We start from the raw sequence: 22,759 nt of genomic DNA on the forward strand, positions 1-22,759 counted from the left end.
TATTTAGAGATTTGGTCAAAAATCACAGGATCACGTCCGGACTTGTGTTCTAGCAGAATTCCGACGAGAATCGGGGCGCCCGTCGAGACGTTCACGCGAAACGCGAGGTCCGCTTCGCCAGTGTCATCAACTTCTGAATAGGAATCTGGAATACGCATGAGCGTATCAAGATTGACCTGATTCAGGAAAGTGTCAATCTCGTGATTTATTTTTCCCGCAAGTTCAAGCAAGAAGCGCGTGTGCGTTGTATCGGCAAATAGCCAGCGGAAGTATGCGTCGTGTTTTCGTTTAGTAACCTTGTTTTCGTTTTCCATTTATTCAGTGGAACCAGTTGTTTAAAGCGAGCTGGTACGCAATCTCATATAGCAAAGGATATAGAAAACGATCTAGCAAAAAAGTTCTTGAAATCAATTTGCGTTATCAAGAACGGATGTGCTTAATTTAACAAACTCTTTTCGAGAAAACAAGAGATATTTTGTTTTTCGCTCATTTTGCAAACAATTGGTTGCATTTGCGATTTTTACAAATTAAAGGCAACATTTGACAGAAAAACAATTCGAATAACGCAAAAATCCTACCCGATTGGGTAAGATTTTTCACTTTGAGATAGTTGGCAATAAAAAGTTTTAAATGGAGTAGTCCTTTTCCATCATGCCGTAGTCGATGAGAATTTGTTCCAAGCGGTCCTGCGTCATCGGCGTCGGGATGGTAAAGAGTTCGTTTTCGTCGATGTTCTTTGCAAGTTCGCGGTAGACGTTGGCCTGGTTGCAGTTCGGTTCGAAATCAATCACGGTCTTCTTGCGGATTTCTGCCTGCTGCACGATGTTGTTGCGCGGCACGTACTGGATGAGCTGCGTATTGAGTTCCTTGGTGAATGCACGGAGCAAGTCAAGTTCGTTATCGACGTTACGGCTGTTGCAGATGATACCGCCGAGTCGCACTTCACCGCGTTCAGCGTACTTGGCAATACCCTTACAGATGTTGTTTGCAGCGTAGAGGGCCATCATTTCGCCGGAAGCAACGATGTAGATTTCCTTCGCCTTGCCTTCACGAATCGGCATGGCGAAACCACCGCACACAACGTCACCGAGCACGTCGTAGAAAACGTAGTCGAGATCTTCGGTGTAAGCGCCGAGCTGTTCAAGCATGCTGATGGAAGTGATGATGCCGCGGCCTGCGCAACCCACGCCCGGTTCCGGGCCACCGGATTCCACGCAGCGAACGCCCTTGAAGCCAACCTTTTCAAGGTCAGAGAGCTGGATTTCGGTCTTGTTATCGCGAATGGTATCGAGCACAGTCTTCTGATGGAGACCACCGAGCAAGAGTCGAGTAGAGTCTGCCTTCGGGTCGCAACCGACAACGAGCACGTGCTTGCCCTGTTCCACAAGGCCTGCGGTCAAGTTCTGAGTTGTAGTGGACTTGCCGATGCCGCCCTTACCATAGATAGCGATTTGACGTAATTTCTTTGACATATTATAAGTGTCTCCTTAGGATTTTCCTATAGAAGCGCTAGGCAAGAACAAGTTTAGAATTTGCGTCTACCCTTTTCAATACTTTTTTAGCCCATTTCGTCACAATTATTCTTTTTCGCGCGTCGCTATAAAAACTTTTTATAACCCCATTCAGCGGGAATCTATTGCACGCCCAGAAAAAACATTTTTTTTAATTTTCACCCCTTGTTTCATATTGTCTTTCGCTATACCGCTTTTTAAATTTTTGCCCGTACTTCTTCGACAGGGAAGTAAAAGAATTAATCACACTACAGAACGCTAGGCAAACCGTTCATCATCTTTCACATAAACTAAATCGGTATTTACCGCTAGTTTAGCGCAAGGCTTTTATGCCTTGTGTTTACCACGAATCTTTTGCCTTTGTGAGGTTTTATGGCAATCGATCAAGAAACAGTTTTTAGAGAGCACCCCTGCTTTGGCGCATGCAAGAATCGTAAAGGGCGTATCCATTTGCCCGTCGCTCCGGGTTGTAACATCGAATGCCGTTTTTGCGACCGTCGCATCAACGAAGACGCACAAGTTCCAGGAAATACAAGTAAAGTTATCAAACCGGAAGAAGCATGTGGCTATATTCGCAAGGCTCTTGAATTCGTACCGGATCTTACTACGGTGGGTATTGCTGGCCCTGGCGACACGCTCGCGACACCTTTTGCACTGGACACTTTCCGCCTCGTCAAAAAGGAATTTCCAAACCTGATTCGTTGCATGAGCACAAACGGACTTTTGCTGAACGACAAGGCAGACGAAGTCATTGACGTGGGCATCGATACGCTTACGGTCACGGTGAACGCTGTTGACCCAGAAATCGAAGCAATGATCAATGCGAGAATTTTCTACCACGGCAAGACCTACACGGGCGTCGAAGCCGCTGAAATCTTGATCCACAACCAGCTGGAAGGCATTCGCAAGGTTGCAAAAAGCGGGACACTCGTGAAAGTGAATACGGTTCTTTGCCCAGGCATCAACGACAACCATATCGAAGATGTGGCCGCTACAGTCCGCGAAGCGGGAGCGATTATATACAACATCATTCCGCTGATTCCACAAAACGGATTCAAGGATCTTCCAGCCCCGACTCCGAAGGGACTCGCAATTGCACAGGAACAGGCCGGCGTATTTATCAATGTTTTCAAGCACTGCGCTCACTGCAGAGCAGATGCTGTTGGCGTTCCCGGCGTCTATGACGTTGGTTCACAAATCTACATGGATCGCATCCGTGTAAAGGAGACTTTCTCTCATGGCTAAAATATTGGATCAGGCGCGCTACAAATGCGCTTTGGCAGCAATGCAGACCGTGCAATCCATTCCTGGAGCAATTCCCGTTTTGCATTCCGGTCCGGGATGCGCATCCAAGCTAAACGATAACAACGGCACGAGCGGCAGATTCAGCCCCAACATTTACCCTTGCACAAGTATCAGCGAAAAAGAAGTCGTGTTTGGCGGTGCAGACAAGTTGCGTTCAACCATCAGCAACGCTCTCAAAATCATCGATGCCGACCTGTTCGTGGTTCTTTCCGGTTGCACAGGTGAAATCATTGGTGACGACATTCAAGAAGTCGCAGAAGAATTCGAAGATGCCGAAAAGCCTGTCATCTGGGCAAAGACGCCGGGATTCAAGGGCAACAACTACATCGGTCACGACTGGATTTTAAAGAGCATCTTTGAACAGTATGTGAGAAAGTTCAAGGGCGAAGCCCCGAAGGAAAAGGGACTCGTCAACTTATTCGCAGGCGTGCCACAGCAGGATCCGTATTGGCTTGGCAACTTGCGTGAACTCGAACGTCTTTTGCAGTCCATCGGTCTCAAGACGAATACGATTTTCGGTTTTGACCGCGGGCTTGAAAACTTGCAAAAGATTCCGACGGCAGAATACACGATTCTAGTTTCGCCGTGGGCAGGCCTCGAAAGCGCCCAGTATCTCGAAAAGGAATTCAAAATTCCGCTGTTGCACTACCCGATTTTGCCAATTGGCGCTGCTGAAACGACAAAGTTCCTCCGCACGGTCGCTGAATTCACGGGCGCTGACAAAGAACTCACGGAGTCCGTTATCCAGCAGAACGAAGCGCAGTTCTTCTACTACCTGGAACGTTACGCCGATACGATTCTCGAAAGCCGTATCGTGAGCAAGCGCTTTACCGTCGTGAGCGAAGCCCAGTACGTAATTGCCGTGACCAAGTTTCTCGTGAACGACATGGGTCTTTTCCCGCAAAAGCTGTTCGTTACGGACGACACGCCGGAAGCATTCCGCGAAGAAGTCTCGCAAGAAACAAACACGCTGAATTACGACATCAAAACAAAAGTCGAGTTCACCACGGACGGTTTCGACCTCCAGAATCAAATCCGCAAAATGGACTTTGGCGGCTCCCCGCTCATCATCGGTTCGAACTGGGAAAAGAAACTCGCCCACGAACTCAAGGGCCATTTCGTGAACATCAGCTATCCGATGATCGAAAAAATCGTCATCAACTCGCATGTGGCAGGTTATTCCGGCGGCCTTTACTTGTTGGAAGACATCTACTCTGCAGCACTTTCCATGCTGAAAATTTAAGGAGGATCTAATGCCATTTAATTTTAAAAATGCAAACGTCGGTGTTCGCGAAAACCGTCTTGGATCCATTACTGGATTTTCGGGCGACTTGGAAACGCTCGCACACCGCTCACAGTGCGGTTCTGTCAAGAATCGCGAACGCTGCTTTAGCCAATCCAGTTCTTGCCTTTCGGGTTGCGCTTTGGACCAGCTCATCAGTATCCGCAATGTGGCTGTCGTCTATCACGCTCCAGCCGGTTGCGTTGCACTTGCACAAGGTGAAGATGTCAAATTCCGCCAACTCGCCGAACGCATTAACGAAAAGACAAATTCCGTTTACGTCTGCACGGACTTGAACGAAAACGATACAGTCTTTGGCGCTATCGAAGCACTCCGCAAGGCAACGCAGTACACGTACGAAAAGTTCCACCCAGAAGCGATTTTCCTCTCGTCTTCTTGCGTATCGGGCGTGATTGGCGAAGACGTTGACGGTCTCGCCGACGAACTCGCAGATGAATACGATATTCCAATTATTCCAATCCATTGCGAAGGTTTCAAGAGCCGCATTTGGGCTAGCGGTTTCGATATTGCAGACCACGCCGTTTTACAGGGAATCGTGAAACCGCCTGAGAAGAAGAACAACAAGATTATCTTCAAGAACTTCTTTGAAAGCGCACGTCCGCAAATTACGGAACTTTTCAAGGAAATCGGCGCAGAACCGCAATTCGTTTATTGTAACTCCACTGTCGAAGAACTTTCGCACTTGAGCGAAGCCCAAGCAATGGTTTGCATTTGCGGTACGCTCGGCACCTACCTCGGCAACGCCCTCGAAGAAACTTACGGTGTACCGTATGTGCGTACGATTAACCCGAACGGCATTACCGGTTTTGAAACTTGGTTCCGCGCCATCGGCAAAACGATTGGCAAGGAAGCCGAAGTAGAACGTTACATCGAGCGCCAGCGCGCCATTTACTTGCCGCAAATCGAAGAAGTCAAGAGGGAACTCAAGGGTCTTCGCGCCGTGATCGGTATGGGCCCGGGCTACACCTACGAAGTTTCGCGCGTATTGCAGGAACTCGGCATGGAAGTGGTTCACGGTCTTGCTTGGCATTATGACTACAAGTACGATAACGGCCAGATTCCGCCAGCACTCGAACATTTGCTGAAGACATCGCCAAAGGGGCTCAAGCTCACTGTGGCTGACCAACAAAACTACGAAGTGATGAGCGTATTGAACTATCACAAGCCGGACATTTACTTTAGCCGTCATCCAGGTTCAACCGTATGGGCCATCAAGCAGGGTTACGCAGCGCTCTTCGTCGCCGATGAATACATGATTTTCGGTTACGAAGGAACACTCAACTTTGCCAAGAGCATCCTCGATACCATCAAGAATCGTAGCTTTGAAAAGAGTCTTGCCGCTCGAATCAAGTTACCCTATACCAAGTGGTGGTACGAACAAGATACAGACAAGTTCTTGAAGCCGGAAGGCGCAAGGTAAACATTTTTTTGACATGGTTTCTCCTGCGGGAATTTTTTCCGCAGGAGATTTTTTATGCAACCAATTTCAGCTGAGTTTCAAATTCAAAAAACGCAACAACAAAACGGCTATAGAAAATCATTATTGCCGGTTCAAGAAAAATAGTATAAAGAAATCTCTTGCCAAAACGAAAGGCTTTATCTAAATTAACCCACAAAAGAAATAGGATATAAAAAAAATGAATTTTCCGTTCAATAGCTTAAATTTCGCTTGTTGTTGTCGATGTCGGACGGGCATCTAGTTTTTAGGCTATTCTTTTAAACAGATTCCCGCTCGGTTTGATGTTCCGTAGCGGGATTTTTTTATTCAAAACAAATTTTAAACCAAAAAGGCGCTAGCATATAATAGCGTCATAGGAGATTATTACCTATGTCAAACTTCAACAATATCGAAACAAAACTCATTCACGGCGGCATTGATGGCGACAAAACTACAGGAGCTGTAAACGTCCCTATCTACCAGACTTCCACCTACAAGCAGGCAGGCCTTGGTGAAAACACGGGTTGGGAATATTCCCGCACAGGGAACCCGACGCGCGCGGCATTGGAAGCGCTGATTGCAGAACTTGAAGGAGGAGTCGCAGGCTTTGCATTTGCAAGCGGCATGGCTGCAACAACAACCGTCCTTTCGCTTTTTAAGCAAGGAGACCGCATCATCATTTCGAGCAATGTCTATGGCGGCACTTTCCGCGTTTTGGACAAAGTTTTCAAGAATCTCGGCATCAGTTATTCCATCGAAGACACGACCGATTTAAAATCGCTTGAATCCAAAATAACACCCGATGTGAAAGCGTTCTTTGTCGAAAGCCCTGCAAACCCGCTCTTGACGGTGACGGACTTGGCAGGCGTTGCCGCAATTGCCAAGAAGCACAACATTTTGACCATTGTCGATAACACATTTATGACGCCTTATTTGCAGCGTCCGATTGAATTGGGCGCCGACATCGTCGTACATTCTGCGACAAAGTATTTAGGCGGTCACAGCGACTTGGTGGCAGGGCTTGCTGTTGTCAATTCCAAGGAACTCGCTGAAAGGCTGGCATTTACGCAGAACGCAACCGGTGCTGTACTCGGACCTTTTGATTCATTCCTCTTAATTCGCGGCATCAAGACGCTTGGCGTCCGCTTGGATCGCCATACTGAGAATGCCGAAACCATCGCAAAGTATCTCGAAAAGCACGAAGCCGTAAAGCACGTTTATTATCCGGGACTCCCGACAGCACAAGGCTACGAAATCAACAAGAAACAGGCCAAGAACGGTGGCGCTATGATTTCGTTCGAACTTCGTGAAAATTACGATATCAAAAAATTCTTCAAAGCTCTAAAACTCGTTTCTCTTGCTGAAAGCTTGGGCGGCGTCGAAAGCCTCGTATGCCATCCAGCCACAATGACGCATGCATCTATCCCAAAGGAAATTCGCGAAAAAGTCGGCATCACTGACGGGCTCATTCGCTTATCCGTGGGCATTGAAAAAGTTGATGACATTATATCGGATGTAAACCAAGCCATCAACGCGGCACAAGCAATCTAAATGGAGAAATTTATATGCATTACTACGAATCCATGAAATCCCTGATTGGAAAAACACCGCTCGTAAAGCTTTCGCATGTTGGAGTCCCTGAAGGCGTAAACTTATTTGTAAAACTTGAATTGTGGAACCCTTCGGGCAGCGTAAAAGACCGCGCCGGCCTTTATATGGTCGAAGACGCGTTCGCCAAAGGGACGCTCAAACCTGGCGGAACGATTATCGAAGCAACCGCAGGCAATACCGGACTTGGAATTGCATTTGCAGCATTGAACCGCGGTGTGCGAGTGATTTTTGTGGTGCCAACAAAATTTTCGCAAGAAAAGCAGACGCTTTTGCGTGCGCTTGGCGCAGAACTCATCAACACCCCGCGTGAAGAAGGCATGCTCGGCGCCGAAAAGAAAGCAGAAGAACTGCTGAAGCAAATTCCGGATTCCATTTCACTCCGGCAATTCCACAACATGGCAAATCCGCGGGCCCATTATGAAACGACAGGACCTGAAATTTACGATGATCTCGATGGCAACGTCGATTATGTTGTTGCAGGCGCAGGAAGCGGCGGTACATTTAGCGGCATTCTCAAGGCACTCAAGGAACGCAACCCCAAAATCCAAGGTGTGCTCGCTGACCCTGTAGGCTCTACAATGGGCGGTGGCGAACATGGCGACTACAATATCGAAGGAATCGGAAACGATTTTATTGCAGACACTATGGACATGTCGCTTGTGGACCGCGTCATCAAAATTAACGATGACGACGCTTTCGGTGGTTCCCGTGAACTCGCGCAAAAAGAGGGAATTTTTGCGGGATCTTCTTCGGGCGGCGCTTTCGCAGCAGCCAAGAAACTGATTGCATCGGGCGCTCGCGGGAACATTGTCTTTGTAGCCCCAGACCGTGGCGATCGTTACTTCAGCAAAGGTTTATACAAATAACATAAAAATTCATCTTTAATTAGAGTGCACAAGTTTATGATTAGCAAAACTGCGCTTTTATGCGCTCTTGCTCGTGCCGTACATACCCATGATAAAAATGAAAAAATTTTTGAAGACGAATTTGCACAGGATTTTGTGGGTTTGAAGGAATATCGCCACGCACGCAATCTTGCAAGGCAGTTCCTTCCTGCAAAAAAGTCGAAGCCCAAAGATTACCCAGCTAAGGATTTTATTGACCAATACCTTCTCCCAATCATTCTTCCACGAAATCGATTTGCAGAAGACATTGTCGATGCCAAGCAAAAAACAGGAGACGTGCAATACGTTCTCTTGGGTGCGGGCCTAGATTCCTTTGCGCTTAGGAACAAAAGTCAAAACGTCGATGTCTTTGAACTGGATCTGTACGAAACACAAGTTTTCAAAATCGAGCGGACGCGAGAACTTTTCACAAAGAGGCGTCCCAAAGTTCACTTTGTAGAAATCGATTTCAACAAGGATAGCATCATTAGCAGATTGGCAAACGCCGGTTTTAATCCGAAAAAACGCTCCGTCTTTTCGATTCTCGGCGTGTCCTACTACATTCCTATTGAAATCTTTTTCAAGACGATTGCGGAAATTTCTAAGATAGCAGCACCCAATAGTGCAATAGTATTCGATTACTACGAAAAAGAGCGGGACAGTGCGGACAGCACAACCAAAATCAGCCGCTTAAAACAAATAACAGCATCGTGCGGCGAGTGTATGGTTGACGGATACGATCCCGTTCAAGTTGACAATTTGGCCAGGAAATCGGGTATCCAATATTGTCACGACCTTTCTCCCAAAGATATCAACGATGCCTTTTTCAGCACATCAACTGGATTGTCCGCATTCGAGGGCGTTCATCTGATGTATTGCGGTTTGTAAAGCAAATCGTTAACAAGATAACTGACTGTTTTGTTATCGAGAAAGCCGATATTTCGCTATTAAAAAAAAGTATTAGAAATAGACTTCACATGATTCTATTTTTACCTGGTCAAAATAAAATCGGGAAAGGTAAAGTCATGTCTGAAGTCAAAATACTTGCTGCTAGAGATTTTTACAAGATTGATTTACAAAATTCAACTTTGCTTGATGTTCGCGAACCAAGCGAAGTTATTGTTCGACCTATAAATGGCGCAGTTCAAGTTCCATTCTTTGAACTTTCAAAAAAAGTAGATTCCATTCCCAAAGACAAACCCGTTTATGTGTTCTGTTCGACAGGTGACCGCTCCGAACAAGTTGCAGAAATTCTTGCCGACAGAGATTACGAAGTCTACAATCTCGAAGGCGGGCTAGAAGCCTTTTCTAAAGTTCACTTCGTTGATGCCAAAGGGGCAAAATGCCCCGGCCCCATCGTTCAAGTAGACGAGGCCATCAAAAGCGTTTCGCCTGGCGAAGAAGTGCAAATAGAAGCAACCGAAAAGGCTTTTTATTCGGACATACAAGTTTGGTGCCAACGCACCGGCAACGAGCTAAAATCGCTCACAGAAAGAGACAATATAATTTATGCGACCGTCGTAAAGCGCAACGCCCCCGTCGCCGAAAAGCGAGAATTTGAACACGGCAAAACATTTGTCGTATTCAGCGGGGATTTAGACAAAGCAATCGCTTCGTTCATTATGGCAAATGGCGCAGCCGCGATGGGCCGCCCAGTTACAATGTTCTTTACCTTTTGGGGTGTAAGCCTTTTACGCAGACCAGAAAAAGTACGCGTCAAAAAATCGCTTATCGGAAAAATGTTCAGCTTTATGCTGCCGCGAGGTTCCAAAAAGCTCGGACTTTCACGCATGAACTTTGGCGGTATCGGTGCAAAAATGATTCGCGCCGTGATGAAACAAAACGGAGTTTCTTCGCTCGAAGAACTGATTGAAAGCGCAAAGCAAAAAGGCGTAAAGTTCGTTGCATGCCAAATGTCGATGGAACTCATGGGAATTACCGCCGAAGAATTGATTGACGGCGTGGAACTTGGTGGCGTCGCGACCATGCTCGGCTCTACTGAAAAATCCGACCTAACATACTTTATATAACACTCGTTGACTTAATTCGCCTTCGTCCAGAATAGCACCTTGCGTTTTACAAATTCAAAAAATTCCATGATCGCAAGGACCACAATGCCAGTCCACAAAATTCCGGCAACCATGTTGGGGTAATCGGAATAGTCAGCGTAGAATTGCACAAAGTGTCCAAGGCCTGTATTTTCGCCGAAGAGTTCAGCAACGGTGAGCATGATGAACGAAAGTCCCATGCCTACGGAAAGCCCGGAAAATATGGACGGAAGGCTTGCGACAAACGCAATTCGCCACAAGTATTCAAACTTGCCAATTCCAATAATGGCGGCATTTCGCCTGTACTTTTCAGGAATGTCCGCAGCACCCGCGGCGGTATTCAAGTAGATAGGCCAAAAGGCCGCAATGAAAATAATGAAAGTAGAGGACAAGTAAAATGTCGGCAAAATCGCAATGGCGTAAGGGATGTAAACGTTAGGCGGAATCGGAGCCGCGAATCGTGAAATGGGCTTTAGCATAGTACCCACCCAAGGGACAGACCCCGAAACAATTCCGAGAGAGATTCCGACGACGGCAGCCGCGAAATAAGCAGGGACAAGTTTCAAAAGCGACGACCACGCACTGCGCAAAAGCTCCTCGCGAGAATTGAAAAGCGCCGTCAAAACCGCTTTTGGCGATGGGAACAAGTATTGGCTGCTCCATTCCGGGCCACTACTGATGAACGTCCAGATTCCAATCAAGAACAGAAGGAATAAAAATCCTGAAAATTTAGATAGATATTTCACAAAAATTCTCATATACTTGCGCCCTCCTGTACGGTATGCCCGAGTTTTTCAAGGATGTCCTTGTGGTAAGCTTCTTCAATTTCAACGATTGTCTTTTGGACTTTTTCGTTGCGGAACCATTCGCTACGGCTCTTTTTCACTGGAAAATCCAAAGGAATATCTGCGATGATACGGCCTGGCGTCGATCCCAAAACGATAATTCGACTTCCGAGATAAACGGCCTCGCGAATGTCGTGCGTCACAAACAAAGTCGTAATTGCACGGTCTTTAGAGCCTCGGCAAAGCTCCAAAACCAAATCTTGAAGGCTTGCACGATTTACAGGATCAAGCGCACCAAAAGGTTCGTCCAAAAGAAGGGCATCTGCGCCAACGCTCAACGCTCTTGCAATGGCCCCGCGCTGACGCATACCGCCCGAAAGTTCAAAGGGATATTTATGAAGGCTCCCCGAAAGCCCTACCAAATTCAAGTATTCTTCTGCCAAATGTTTTGCAAAACTCCCCTTGACCTTTTTCGTCTTTTTAATGGCAAGAGAAACGTTCTGTAGAAGCGTAAGCCAAGGAAAAAGAGTGTAGTCCTGAAAAACTACGCTCCTTTCTGCGGAAGGCTTTTCAATTTCCTTCCCGTTCCAATAAACATGGCCTTCGCTTGGCTTTGTAAGGCCGGCGAGAAGATTCAGCAAAGTGGTCTTGCCACTTCCGCTTTCGCCTAATAGACATACAAACTCGCCTGGTTTGATTTTCAAGTTGATGTCTTTCAGGATGGGTTTGCCATCATAGGAAAAAACGAGATTAGTCGCTTCGAAACCACTTTGTATTTGAGTCATTTTAGTTCCTTAATTTCTAGATAGGAAAATCTTTTCGGCCTGCGCGTAGAATTCAGATTTGGGCTTTTGCTTGCGAAGTTCTGCAAGAGCGTCACGATAGTAGTTCGTGAGAACGTATTGAGAGACCTTCTTGTCGGACTTGATGAATTCGGCATCCTTCAAGAAATCCCAAAAGAATTCAACGCCTTTCACGTTCGGGTCGGTATCCTGCGTCACGTAACCGCTGTAGAAAGCCTTGTTGACGAGAGCCGTATCAAGCTTAATCCACTTTGCGATAATTTCAACGCTCTTCTTGTGATCGTTTGCGACAAGTTCTTCGGCTTCAATCAGCGACTTGACCAAGCGCTTGTAAATGTCGTCACGGCCTTCAAGTTTGCGGAGCGATGCAATGAGGCGGCAGCAAATATGACCGGGATTGATGTCCTTGCTGCGAAGCACCACGGAGAGACCCGCTTCTTCGGCACGGAGGTCGTGCGGTCCCCATGTAACGCCGGCATACACACTGCCGTTCTTTACCGCTTCGATAACTGCAGGCGGATTCTTGAGTTCTACAATAGTAACATCCTTACGCCAGTCAATACCTTCTTTTTTGAGGCCTCCGCGAACAATGGCATCCGCTGTTCCCAAACGGATTGTAGCGATTTTCTTTCCCTTGAGATCGCTCAGTTTTTTGACGGAGCCTGCATTTTCCTTGCGGGTAATCACAGCCTGGTCGCCACCCATGAGGCCGCCAATAACGCGAATATCAGCACCCTGCGAAACATGGATAAGCGGAGCGAGTGAGCCAAAAGCACCTGCATCGAGCTTTCCGGCACGAACGGCAGCAATGCCATCGCCAGAATTCGAGAATTCCACCAATTCTACGTCAAGGCCGTTCTTCTTGAAAATGCCCGCATCTTTTGCGATGAAGAATTTCCCCTGGCCCGTAGAAGAAAGGTAGCCGATGGAAAGCTTGTCAGCTGCGATTGTGGAAGTCACGCAGGCGAGAACGAACAGGAACGCCGATGCAATTCGAGTGTGTAATTTATTCTGAGTCATTGTAGAATTCTCCATTGTTAGAAGGCGTAAGTTGCAGAAAGGTGATAACGATTCAGATCCGCTTCTTTTACCGTATTGGCGGTCAAGTAATCCGTTTGAACGTGAAGGTATTCGAATCCCAACGAGAATGCGTCTGTCAAATTGTAGGTCGTGTTGGCAAAGAACGAGAAGTTTTGTTCACGGCCACCGGCTTTTCTAATATCTTCACGTTTTAGCTTGTCAAGCCCGGCACCCACATTAAAGGCCAACTTTTGGATAAATTTGGCTTGCAAGGCAATCCATCCACCGTAAGCACCAATGCTTCTTACGCTTTCGGGGTCTTCAGTATTCGAAACCAGTCCGCGTCCAATACCGGCTGCGTATGTATCGAGATTGGCACCGACAAAATACTCACCAAGGAAGGTAAAGTTGCTTGTGATGGGGAGAGTCAAATCAACGTTAAAAGACCATGAGGGAATATCCTTAGTATCACCAGTGGCGTCCAAGTCAACTTCTTCTTGGCCATAATGACCAGAAATACCTAAACCGAACTTTTTGTTTTCAACCCAAAGCGGAATGGCAATACCGATGCGTCCCTGAATGGTAGGAACGTCAGCATCGACACCGGTCTCTGAAGCAGAAGAAGTGTTGTACGGCTGCGTTTCGCCGATAGTGCGAACAAGAGCAACGGCAAAGTCTAAAGAGCCATTACCAACAGGAACTTTTTCGGTCAGTCGGAGTTGTGCTCTGCGAAGGCCCGGATCACCAGAGTTGTTAAGAACGCCAGCATTGAGCGTTGGAGTCACGAGGGGAGAAATCAAATCCCATGTCTGACCGCCCAAAATGGAGAAACCGGACTTGCCAAAAGAAATTTCGCCGTAACCATGACGGAGGCGTGGGACAGGCGCATTACCGGAACCGCCGCCGTAGAAATCAACTTCGATTTTACCGTTCGCCTTGAAGAACGAAGTATCGCTACCGCTCGAAAGATTCAAACCGATTCGAGTGAGGTTCGGCGTGAAATGCCAGCCACCATCGTTTTTGTTGGCAATATCCGATTGAGCAGCAAAGTTTGCAAAGTTGCCATTATTGCTTTTAGAATCTTCGTAGGCGGCGTTCAAAGACGCAAAACCATAGAGTGTAGCACTTACGCCAGATTTCGTGGTAACAGCAATAGGTTCAGCAGCAATTGCAGTAATTGAAGACAAAAGAACAATTTGAGCTATAGATTTTTTAATATTGAAATTCATGGAGAAACTCCTATTTTTTATGAGTTTAGTAACCACGCAGAGCAACATTCTGCGCACTTTTAAAATTGCCGATTAGCCTTTAAAAAGGCTTTGGCTTAGTTATTGGAGAATTTACAGCTACAACACATATAGGTATCCTCGTGTTGATTTGTGGAAGTTTCGGAACACAATGTTCTCGAATGCAACGCTTAAATTAGAAAAGAAAAAATGATTTGTAAAATACTTTATTTTTATCACACGATATAAGAAATTTATTTACATATAAGATATAGTTATACAAAATAAATTCAAATAGCAGTAGCCTATACATATACAATAAATTCCCGTCAGAGTTTATCATACGAGCATTATAAAAAAGGAAATGCCCGATCAAGTCGGGCATGACGTTCTCTTCTGTCACCCCGGCCACAGTGCCGGGGTCAACTTTTTACGGCATTTTTTATTATTTTCCGCCAACGGATGCGCTATAAATTTTTTCAAGCAAATTAAGCGCACCCTTATAACCAACGAAACTACGATTGATAATCAAAGTTTCGCTGGACGGAGGCGTAATTTCAAAGAACAAAGCGCCCTTATCATTGGCAAGATTGATTTCCCAAGAAGAAGCAAGAATCAACGGCTTTCCAGAAGAGAAATCAACTTCCTTGATAGCTTTTTCAATCAAGTAGCCATCTTCTTCGAATTCCACTTCAACATCGACACCTTCGCTGATGTTATGGAAAGCATCTTCGATGGTCTTGCGGAATTTCTGCGGAGGATCGTCCGTGATAATCGCCTTGCGCGGAATAAGGCCGATTTGGTCGGCAAGGAACTTGGTGTAGGCAAGCGTGTAAGCGGAATCAGCGGTAATCGCAAATTCACTCGGCATACCGTACCAGTATTCAGCAAAGAATTCAGAGAAGTGTTCCAAATAGTAGTAATAAATACCATTTTCTTGTTCAATGAACTTTTCGCTCTGTTCCTTATCGATTCCGGCAAAATCAACAACTTTGCGGATAAATGCAGCAGTTGCTTCGGCACCGATTGGAATTTCAGGAATATGGAGGAACGGCTGACCATATTTTTTCTCAAGGTGTTCAGCATTTCTCACGCCGACCCACGGAGAGACCACCAAGTTAAACTGAGCTTCCGGAATGCGCAACCAATCCTTGACACCGTTATTTTCAGGTCCAAAGAGCACATTCACTTCAAAACCAGCGCCACGGAGAATACGGGCAAGTTCTTGGTAATCACCGCGCCAGTTCTGGTTGTAATACGGAACTTCGAACCAAAGATTGATAAGACCCTTCTTGCGTTCGCCCTTGTAATCGCCCACAAACTGATCGACAATGGCGTTTACCACTTCTTCGTGACCGAAAAGGTTATTGCCCTTGAAGCCTGCGGTATCCACAGCCACAATCGGGTAACCCAAATCGCGATATTCATTCACCAAGCTGGGGACGTCATCACCAATGAGGCCGCCCACGCAACCCGTGAGAACAACATAGAGGTCGCCATCGAAAACCTTGAGCGTTGACTTAATCAACTGATCCAAAGTCTTGATGCCGCCGAACACGATGTCGTTTTCGGTAGAGTTTGCACTCGGCATGTTACCAGCACCAGCGAAAATGCTGCCCTGGAAGCCGTTTTCAAAAGTGAGGAATGCGGTTTGCTTAAGCTGGCAACCCGGAGAGCAGTTGGCTATAGGAACTGCACCCTTAATGCCGACAACCGTATTGGACGCACCGACTGCACAAGAATAGCGGGGGTCCGAAATAGAATTGCTTTTTTTCTTTGTTTTAAGTGCTTCTGACATTTTCGAAATCTCCCTTATTATGCGTTTTCTGAATTAGATTCTTTGCCTTTGCTGAACTTGAGATTTCTCGGTTCAGGAAGGTCGTTAAGTGCTTCTGGGTGATGCGTCAAATAGAACGGATCGTCCTGAGCAAGCCACCAATCAGAATACGGGAGTTTCACATTACGCTTGAGAACTTGGTTAAACTTTGTACGTGAAAGAACGCCCTTGAGCATTTCACCAATGCGGAGGATACCTTCGTAGCCCACCGGAATATGTTCGTCGCCCATGGTGAGGGTCGGGAATCCGAGGTGGCCCGCGACAGATGCAAGGCCCGGATGGCGAATGAGCAAGAAGTCCGTCTTGGCACGCTTCAAAAGTTGCGGAAGCTGGAAGGCGCGAGTCTTACTTACAGTATAGTGCGGAATGTCGCCGTAAGTTTCCACAAGTTCCTTCAAGGTGTCTTGATGCTTTCCTGCACCATCGTAAATGGGGTCATGATGGAACACGAGAGCTGCATCGTGGCCTATTCCGAGTTCCGAAAGAACACTGATAAGGCCGTGAGCATAAGCAGAACCCGTCATTACGATGCCGTTCTTGCCCTTGAAAAATTCGCGAAGTTCAGCGAGCTTCGGAGCAATACGCTTATGTTCACTTTCGATATATTCTTCAGCTTCTTTTTCTTTGCCAACAACTTTTGCAATAGCGCGGAGCCATTCGTCAGTGCCCTTAATGCCATACGGTTGCGGAGCATCGATTTGCGGAACGCCGAAGGATTCTTCAAGTGCGGTAGCCATGTAGCCACCCAAAGTATCGCAGAAGGTAGCGGTCGCGACAGCTTCAGAAGCCTGGCGGATTTCATCGAAAGATGCAGTATCCAAGAGGTAGTTGACGCGGAGCCCAAGCGGAGCAAGCATTTCAGAGAAATAGTCCGTTCCCCAAAGAGCAACAATATTGAGCAAGTCATTTTGCTTTTTGGTCGGATGGCGATTCACGATTTGACGGAGAACGCCATGGAATGCAATGTCGAAGCCCGTGGACCAATGCTTGGAACGGAAGCCTTCGCAGTGCAGCGGAATTATAGGCACGCCAACTTCAGGTTCCATTTCTTCGGCGATGGAGTCAATATCTTCACCGATAATAGCGGTAGCGCAAGCCATGCCAATGAAAATAGCCTTGGGATTGAAACGTTCCTTTGCATCACGAATCGTTTGACGAAGCTTTTCAGAAGCACCGAACACCATGTCCTGTTCTTTCAGGTTGGTGCTGATGTTCAAAGTATTCTGCAAAGGCTTGCCACGACGCTTAAGGCCCACATGCATAGAAAGGTTGAATTTGGAGTTTTCGCCGCTGCAGCCGATCGGAGAATGGTCAATCAAAGCGCAGTCCGTGAGGTTGCCCACCTGGCACTGGACAATAGCGTTGGAGCACATGGTTTCTTGGTTGAGCGGAGAGTGCAATTCGCAAAGCTTACAGCCGGTCCCCTTGCTTGCGCAGCCACCGTGCTTTTTTGCACTGCGTTCGTCGTAGGCAGATTCCTTGATCAAGTCGCTCGCCTTGCCGTCCCAACCGATAATGGTACCCAGTCGATATTCGCGGTTTTCGACCGAGGTCATATTTAAATTAATGTTAGTTGATGCCATAGATTTTTACCTCCTGCCGGTTCTCGCTAAATGGAGTAGTCCTTTTCCATCATGCCGTAGTCGATGAGAATTTGTTCCAAGCGGTCCTGCGTCATCGGAGTCGGGATGGTAAAGAGCTCGTTTTCGTCGATGTTCTTTGCAAGTTCGCGGTAGACGTTGGCCTGGTTGCAGTTCGGTTCGAAATCAATCACAGTCTTCTTGCGGATTTCGGCCTGCTGCACGATGTTGTTGCGCGGCACGTACTGGATGAGCTGCGTGTTGAGTTCCTTGGTGAATGCGCGGAGCAAATCAAGTTCGTTATCGACGTTACGGCTGTTGCAGATGATACCGCCGAGGCGAACTTCGCCGCGTTCAGCATACTTTGCGATACCCTTACAAATGTTGTTTGCAGCGTAGAGGGCCATCATTTCGCCAGAAGCCACGATGTAGATTTCCTTGGCCTTGCCTTCACGAATCGGCATGGCGAAGCCACCGCACACAACGTCACCGAGCACATCGTAGAACACGTAATCGAGATCTTCGGTGTAAGCGCCCAGCTGTTCGAGCATGCTGATGGAAGTGATGATACCGCGGCCAGCGCAACCCACGCCCGGTTCCGGGCCACCGGATTCCACGCAGCGCACGCCCTTGAAGCCGACCTTTTCGAGGTCAGAGAGCTGGATTTCGGTCTTGTTATCGCGAATGGTATCAAGCACGGTTTTCTGGTGGAGGCCGCCGAGCAAGAGTCGAGTAGAGTCAGCCTTCGGGTCGCAACCGACAACGAGAACATGTTTACCTTGTTCTACAAGACCTGCGGTCAAATTCTGGGTCGTAGTGGATTTACCGATGCCGCCCTTACCGTAGATTGCGATCTGACGTAAACGTTTTGCCATAATGAAATGTCTCCTTAGGTTTATTTACCTACAGAAACGCTAGGTTTGCGAAATTTTAGAATTTGCGTCTACCCTTTTCAATACTTTTTTAGCCCATTCCGTTCAAAAAAATCCAATTTACAACATTGCTATAGTTTCATCTTATCACCCAATTCATTTAGTTTCTATCGCAATCAAGAAAATCGAACTTTATTTATTGTTCAAACAGGGTTTTATATTGCATTTACCTATTACGCTTTTTAAATTATGCGGGACTTCGGAACAGAAGCAAAAATTTAAAAGAATACAGAACGCTAGGTAACCATTCTTTTATATAAACTAAACCGGTACGCCGGGAGTTTAGCCACGTAGAAAATTCATCTTCGTGGTTCATTTTACATCTGCGTTAAGGAGGCTTTTTACATGGCTAAATACAAAGTAGCAGTTGCCACGAATGACGGAGTAAATGTCAACGTTCACTTTGGACACGCAGCCGCATTTGACATCTATGAAGTTGACGAAGCAAGCGGAAAATACGAGAAAGTCGAAGTCCGTTTAAAGCCGGAACATTGCGATGGTTCTTGCGGAGACGGCACTTGTGGCCAGCGCGAAGTTCAGCATTCATCGATGTATGCAGCTGCCAAGAATCTAGCCGATTTAGATTACGTGCTTTGCGAACAGCTTGGTCCGCAAGCGATCCAGTCATTGGCCCGCTTCAATGTACGCGCATTCGATATCGCGCTCCCCATCAGCGAAGCCATTGCAAAAATCAACATTTACAGAAACAAAATCGCAGAACGCGCATTACGATTCAAATCAAATCACAACGACTAAAATGAGTCTAAGCAAATTTACGATAAGAAAAGCAACGCTATCCGATTGCAATGCGATTGCCGCAGTGGAAGCAACATGCTTTCCGCCAGCAGAAGCTGCAAAACATGAAGATTTCCAAAAGCGTCTGGAACGCTATGCGGACTATTTTTTGCTGATGTTCGATGGCGACAAGCTGATTTCATTCGTAGACGGATTTGTAACGGACATTCCCGATTTGAACGACAAAATGTACGAAGACGCCGGTATGCACAATCCAAACGGAGCATGGCAAATGATATTCGGAGTCAACACTATCCCCGAATACCGCCGTCAAGGTTGCGCAGAAAAGCTATTGAGATTATTCGTCCAAAACGCAAAAGCAGAAAGCAGACGTGGCGTTGTTCTCACTTGCAAAGAAAAGCTCGTACATTATTACGCCAAAATTGGTTTTATCGATGAAGGTATTTCGGCAGATTCGACTCACGGAAACGTTGTCTGGAATCAAATGCGACTGACGTTTTAACAAAGAGAGGTAAACATGTCACATATCCACCATTCTATTACAGAACTTATTGGGCATACACCGCTTCTTGAACTTCACAATTTCGAAAAGAACCACAACGCCCAAGGCCATATCTTGGCAAAGCTCGAATATTTCAACGCTACAGGTTCTGTCAAGGATCGCGCCGCCCTCAGCATGATTGAAGCTGCCGAACGCGAAGGGAAACTGAAACCGGGTGGAGAAATCGTTGACCTCACGAGTGGTAACACTGGCATTGCTCTTGCCGCCATCGCAGCCGCAAAAGGGTACAAAGTCACTATTTTCTTTGAATCCGGCGGTTCCAAAGAACGCGTTCAAGTCATCAAGACTTATGGAGCGCAGCTTTTCGATTACAAAGATATTCCCGAATTGAAAAAAGCTCTTGAAGACGGCTCAATTTGCGACAACATCGTTATCGAGGCCATCACAAAGTACACCAAAGAACACAACGCATTTTTCATCAACCAATGCGAAAACGAAAACAATCCCCTAGCCCATTACAACACGACAGGCCCTGAAATCTGGGAAGATACCGATGGCAAAGTAGATTTTGTCGTTTCGATGGCAGGCACAGGCGGAACACTGAACGGGCTTTCAAAATATTTCCGCGAAAAGAATCCGAATGTTAAAATCATCGGTGTGCAAGCGACTCCGGACTCCCGCTATTTCACGCCAGAAGCCGAAAAGAATGGCGTTATTGACGGTGTCGCACCATTTGCAAACGTCGCAGAACCTCCTACGTTCTTGACGGATTCCTCAATTTACGATGAATACATCGAAGTTTCTACATTGCAAGCAAAAGCTGTAGCGCACGAACTTGCCGAACACGAAGGGCTTTTCCTGGGCACATCAAGTGCAGCAGGCGTTTACGCAGCCTCAATTGTCGCAGCGCGTCCTGAAAATAAAGACAAGAACATCATCGTTATTACAGCCGATAACGGGTTCAAATATCTTTCCACAAAAGTTTATGCTTTGAATAAGTAAGACTCATCGCATAAAACTCCTAATACTCCTTCTCGCTAATGCGGGAAGGAGTATTTTTATAAGTTCCGATAACATAAATCAATACGTATAATTGCGAGCGATAGCACCCAATACTTAAACAAAATTAGAATAAAATAATTTTAAATTATTTTGTTTTTTCAATTGACAAAACTCTTTGACTGCGAAAAAGCGCTTTTTACCTTTAACCTGTCATTAAAAAACAAAACAAACAAGGAGTTTATCAATGAATATCAATGCAAAAAAAATTATTTCCGTTATTGCCCTTACCACTGTCAGTTCATTTGCTGAATGGGATTATTACACTGTTCTCGACGAACATCAGGGTCAAGCACGAATCAAGGCAAACTATTGGTACAACGGAGATTTCCATTCCACATCTTTTGACTTGAATGCCCGCTATACAGTCGTCAAAGGATTAGAATTGAGCCTCACCGGTCTCGGCTACCAGCTTTTTGCCGATCCGAATGACAAAACAAAAGAAGGTGACGGATTCAAGGACTTTAGCGTGGGTGCAAAATACGCATTCAATCCCAACTTCTCCGTTTTCTTAGACGCCAACATTCCCGCCGGAAAAAAAGAAATTTCCAGCCAGGAATTTAGCCTCAAGGGCGGTGTTCAATGGTTCTTGCCCATCTCCGAACAGTTCGGTATCGGTAATGAATTTGGCTTGACCGTTCCTTTCAAGCATGATGGAGTCCAACGCGGTCTCGTTGCTGATTATGGTTTTGAATTCTATTATGCATTCAGCTCCGGTGTTACTCCGTTTACAGGCTTTGTATTTACGAGCCAGTTGACAGATTCAAAGAACGAAGACAAATCTGAATCCGGAACAGGAGCTTCCAACATTTCTTTCTGGGCCGGCATTTCTTACAACGTTAACAAGAACGTCAATCTGACGCTTTACACCGATGTTGAATACGCCGCACTTGGCGCTTATCAATCCGGCTACATTTTCCAAACAACATTCAGCTTCTAAAAAGGAGGCCGCAATAATGAATTTTAAACACCTCATTAGAACAACACTTATAAGCGCTCTGCTTTTCGGAGCAAGCGCTTTCGCCGAAATTAAAACAGTTCGAATCGCACATTACACAGGAGTGTTGTGCAGTGCTCCGGTTCATACCGCATGGCTCAAAGGATTTTTCGACGAAGAATTCAAAAAGATCGGGCAAAAATACGAAATGGTACCGATTGCCGAAGGTTCCGGTTCCGTCAATGACTTGATTGTCGCTGGGAAAGCGGACGCAGGTAATGAACTTCTCGCCACAGAACTTCAGCCTATCCAAAACGGACTCCCGATTATCTTTGTAACAGGCGTACACACAGGCTGCACCAAGTTCTACGTCACAAAGCAATCGACCATCAAAAAACTCAAGGACCTGAAAGGGCGCAAAAGCAAAATTGGCGTCATTGGATTGTCCGACAGTTCAATTATGACATTCAAGCGAAAACTCCGTGACCTTGGTGTTGTCGCCGATGGCCCCGAAGCGGATATCGAATTCGTTGTCTATGGCGCAAGCGACTTGCCCTTGGCACTCCAAAAGGGAGCCGTGGACATTATCGCCCTTCACGATCCGACCGCTACAACAGCCGAAGAAGAATACGGTTTCCGTAAGCTTCTGGACACCGCCACCGATCCGAAATTTGCCGTAGAATACTGCTGCATCGCATTCGTAAGCCTCAAACTTTGGAAAGAAAATCCAGAAGGTGCAGCCGCATTCACACGTGCAGTCGCTCGCGGTTCCGCATTCATCAACGCTAACCCGCGTGAAGCAGCAAGACTCCAGCTTGCAAAGGACATCGTCCCCGGAAGCGAAGATTTCAACACCAAACTGCTTGAAAGCTACACCCACATTCCATCCCGCAAAGCAACGATTCGCACATTCAGAACCGTCGCCACGGAACTCCAAAAAACGGGCGTACTCAAGAAAAAGTTGAACATCGAAAAGTTCATCACAAGCCACTTTGCCAATTTTGCGTCTAAGGGGATTCACGTTCCTGACGGTTACAAGTACGATAAGGATACAGGCACATTTACAGAAACGACCGAAGAACCGAAAACCTTAGCGAAAAATATCGTTGAAAACTAAAAAGTAGGAGCGCAACCAGGTTTATATAACCATAGCCTATAGCGCCCAATATACGAACAAAATTAGAACAAAGTATTTTTGAATTATTTTGTTTTTCCACCTTTA

The 22,759-nt window shown here is 46.4% G+C and carries 21 protein-coding genes; 12 read left to right on the top strand and 9 right to left on the bottom strand.

The window, feature by feature from the left end; translation table 11 throughout:
• On the bottom strand, positions 1 to 314 hold a 314-nt coding region (locus CRN95_RS12180), incomplete at its 3' end, for an Rpn family recombination-promoting nuclease/putative transposase (RefSeq protein WP_200816208.1).
• Between the two features lie 312 nt (positions 315 to 626).
• Positions 627 to 1,472, bottom strand: a complete 846-nt coding sequence (gene nifH / locus CRN95_RS12185) for a nitrogenase iron protein (RefSeq protein WP_014545810.1) — start codon at positions 1,470 to 1,472, stop codon at positions 627 to 629.
• Between the two features lie 411 nt (positions 1,473 to 1,883).
• Here nifH (CRN95_RS12185) and CRN95_RS12190 point away from each other — a divergent pair, with 411 nt between their 5' ends.
• The 7 genes from CRN95_RS12190 (at position 1,884) to CRN95_RS12220 (ending at position 10,082) form a co-directional block, all read left to right on the top strand.
• A complete protein-coding gene (locus CRN95_RS12190) occupies positions 1,884 to 2,756 on the top strand; it encodes a radical SAM protein (protein ID WP_014545811.1) in 873 nt (290 codons plus the stop codon).
• Positions 2,749 to 4,059, top strand: coding sequence for a nitrogenase component 1 (locus tag CRN95_RS12195; protein WP_097021071.1), 1,311 nt, complete (start codon positions 2,749 to 2,751; stop codon positions 4,057 to 4,059). The genes CRN95_RS12190 and CRN95_RS12195 overlap by 8 nt, the downstream gene beginning before the upstream one ends.
• Positions 4,060 to 4,069: 10 nt before the next feature.
• A complete protein-coding gene (locus CRN95_RS12200) occupies positions 4,070 to 5,539 on the top strand; it encodes a nitrogenase component 1 (RefSeq protein ID WP_014545813.1) in 1,470 nt (489 codons plus the stop codon).
• A gap of 408 nt (positions 5,540 to 5,947) precedes the next feature.
• A complete protein-coding gene (locus CRN95_RS12205; RefSeq protein WP_097021072.1) occupies positions 5,948 to 7,108 on the top strand; it encodes a PLP-dependent aspartate aminotransferase family protein in 1,161 nt (386 codons plus the stop codon).
• A gap of 14 nt (positions 7,109 to 7,122) precedes the next feature.
• The gene (locus CRN95_RS12210; protein WP_097021073.1) at positions 7,123 to 8,034 is read left to right on the top strand and encodes a PLP-dependent cysteine synthase family protein; all 912 of its coding nucleotides are present in this window, start codon (positions 7,123 to 7,125) and stop codon (positions 8,032 to 8,034) included.
• 36 nt (positions 8,035 to 8,070) lie between these two features.
• A complete protein-coding gene (locus tag CRN95_RS12215; RefSeq protein ID WP_097021074.1) occupies positions 8,071 to 8,940 on the top strand; it encodes a class I SAM-dependent methyltransferase in 870 nt (289 codons plus the stop codon).
• A 137-nt stretch (positions 8,941 to 9,077) separates the two neighbouring features.
• Complete coding sequence (locus CRN95_RS12220) at positions 9,078 to 10,082, top strand: DsrE/DsrF/DrsH-like family protein (protein ID WP_073423775.1); 1,005 nt, start codon at positions 9,078 to 9,080, stop codon at positions 10,080 to 10,082.
• An 11-nt stretch (positions 10,083 to 10,093) separates the two neighbouring features.
• Here the strand turns inward: CRN95_RS12220 and CRN95_RS12225 are convergent, their stop codons facing one another.
• The 7 genes from CRN95_RS12225 to nifH (CRN95_RS12255) form a co-directional block, all read right to left on the bottom strand.
• Positions 10,094 to 10,858: an ABC transporter permease gene (locus CRN95_RS12225; RefSeq protein ID WP_073423776.1), complete on the bottom strand. Its 765-nt coding sequence runs from the start codon at positions 10,856 to 10,858 to the stop codon at positions 10,094 to 10,096.
• A complete protein-coding gene (locus tag CRN95_RS12230; RefSeq protein WP_088631111.1) occupies positions 10,855 to 11,670 on the bottom strand; it encodes an ABC transporter ATP-binding protein in 816 nt (271 codons plus the stop codon). Before CRN95_RS12230 ends, CRN95_RS12225 begins: the two co-directional genes overlap by 4 nt.
• A gap of 9 nt (positions 11,671 to 11,679) precedes the next feature.
• The gene (locus CRN95_RS12235; RefSeq protein WP_088631110.1) at positions 11,680 to 12,708 is read right to left on the bottom strand and encodes an ABC transporter substrate-binding protein; all 1,029 of its coding nucleotides are present in this window, start codon (positions 12,706 to 12,708) and stop codon (positions 11,680 to 11,682) included.
• A gap of 17 nt (positions 12,709 to 12,725) precedes the next feature.
• Positions 12,726 to 13,937, bottom strand: a complete 1,212-nt coding sequence (locus CRN95_RS12240; RefSeq protein ID WP_088631109.1) for a hypothetical protein — start codon at positions 13,935 to 13,937, stop codon at positions 12,726 to 12,728.
• A gap of 442 nt (positions 13,938 to 14,379) precedes the next feature.
• Positions 14,380 to 15,732: a nitrogenase component 1 gene (locus CRN95_RS12245; RefSeq protein ID WP_085491306.1), complete on the bottom strand. Its 1,353-nt coding sequence runs from the start codon at positions 15,730 to 15,732 to the stop codon at positions 14,380 to 14,382.
• A 17-nt stretch (positions 15,733 to 15,749) separates the two neighbouring features.
• Entirely contained in the window at positions 15,750 to 17,354 is a 1,605-nt protein-coding gene (locus CRN95_RS12250; protein WP_097021075.1) for a nitrogenase component 1, read from the bottom strand.
• Positions 17,355 to 17,380: 26 nt separating this feature from the next.
• Positions 17,381 to 18,226, bottom strand: a complete 846-nt coding sequence (gene nifH, locus CRN95_RS12255) for a nitrogenase iron protein (RefSeq protein WP_014545823.1) — start codon at positions 18,224 to 18,226, stop codon at positions 17,381 to 17,383.
• A gap of 402 nt (positions 18,227 to 18,628) precedes the next feature.
• Here nifH (CRN95_RS12255) and CRN95_RS12260 point away from each other — a divergent pair, with 402 nt between their 5' ends.
• The 5 genes from CRN95_RS12260 (at position 18,629) to CRN95_RS12280 (ending at position 22,654) form a co-directional block, all read left to right on the top strand.
• A complete protein-coding gene (locus CRN95_RS12260) occupies positions 18,629 to 19,039 on the top strand; it encodes a NifB/NifX family molybdenum-iron cluster-binding protein (protein WP_014545824.1) in 411 nt (136 codons plus the stop codon).
• Between the two features lies 1 nt (position 19,040).
• A complete protein-coding gene (locus CRN95_RS12265) occupies positions 19,041 to 19,541 on the top strand; it encodes a GNAT family N-acetyltransferase (protein WP_097021076.1) in 501 nt (166 codons plus the stop codon).
• 15 nt (positions 19,542 to 19,556) lie between these two features.
• Positions 19,557 to 20,543, top strand: a complete 987-nt coding sequence (locus tag CRN95_RS12270) for a PLP-dependent cysteine synthase family protein (protein WP_097021077.1) — start codon at positions 19,557 to 19,559, stop codon at positions 20,541 to 20,543.
• 244 nt (positions 20,544 to 20,787) lie between these two features.
• On the top strand, positions 20,788 to 21,540 hold the full coding sequence (locus CRN95_RS12275; protein WP_097021078.1) for a hypothetical protein: 753 nt from the start codon (positions 20,788 to 20,790) through the stop codon (positions 21,538 to 21,540).
• 16 nt (positions 21,541 to 21,556) lie between these two features.
• Entirely contained in the window at positions 21,557 to 22,654 is a 1,098-nt protein-coding gene (locus tag CRN95_RS12280; protein WP_097021079.1) for an ABC transporter substrate-binding protein, read from the top strand.
• The last annotated feature ends 105 nt before the right edge of the window (positions 22,655 to 22,759 follow it).

It is taken from the genome of Fibrobacter sp. UWB16 (assembly GCF_900215325.1).
Lineage (GTDB): Bacteria > Fibrobacterota > Fibrobacteria > Fibrobacterales > Fibrobacteraceae > Fibrobacter.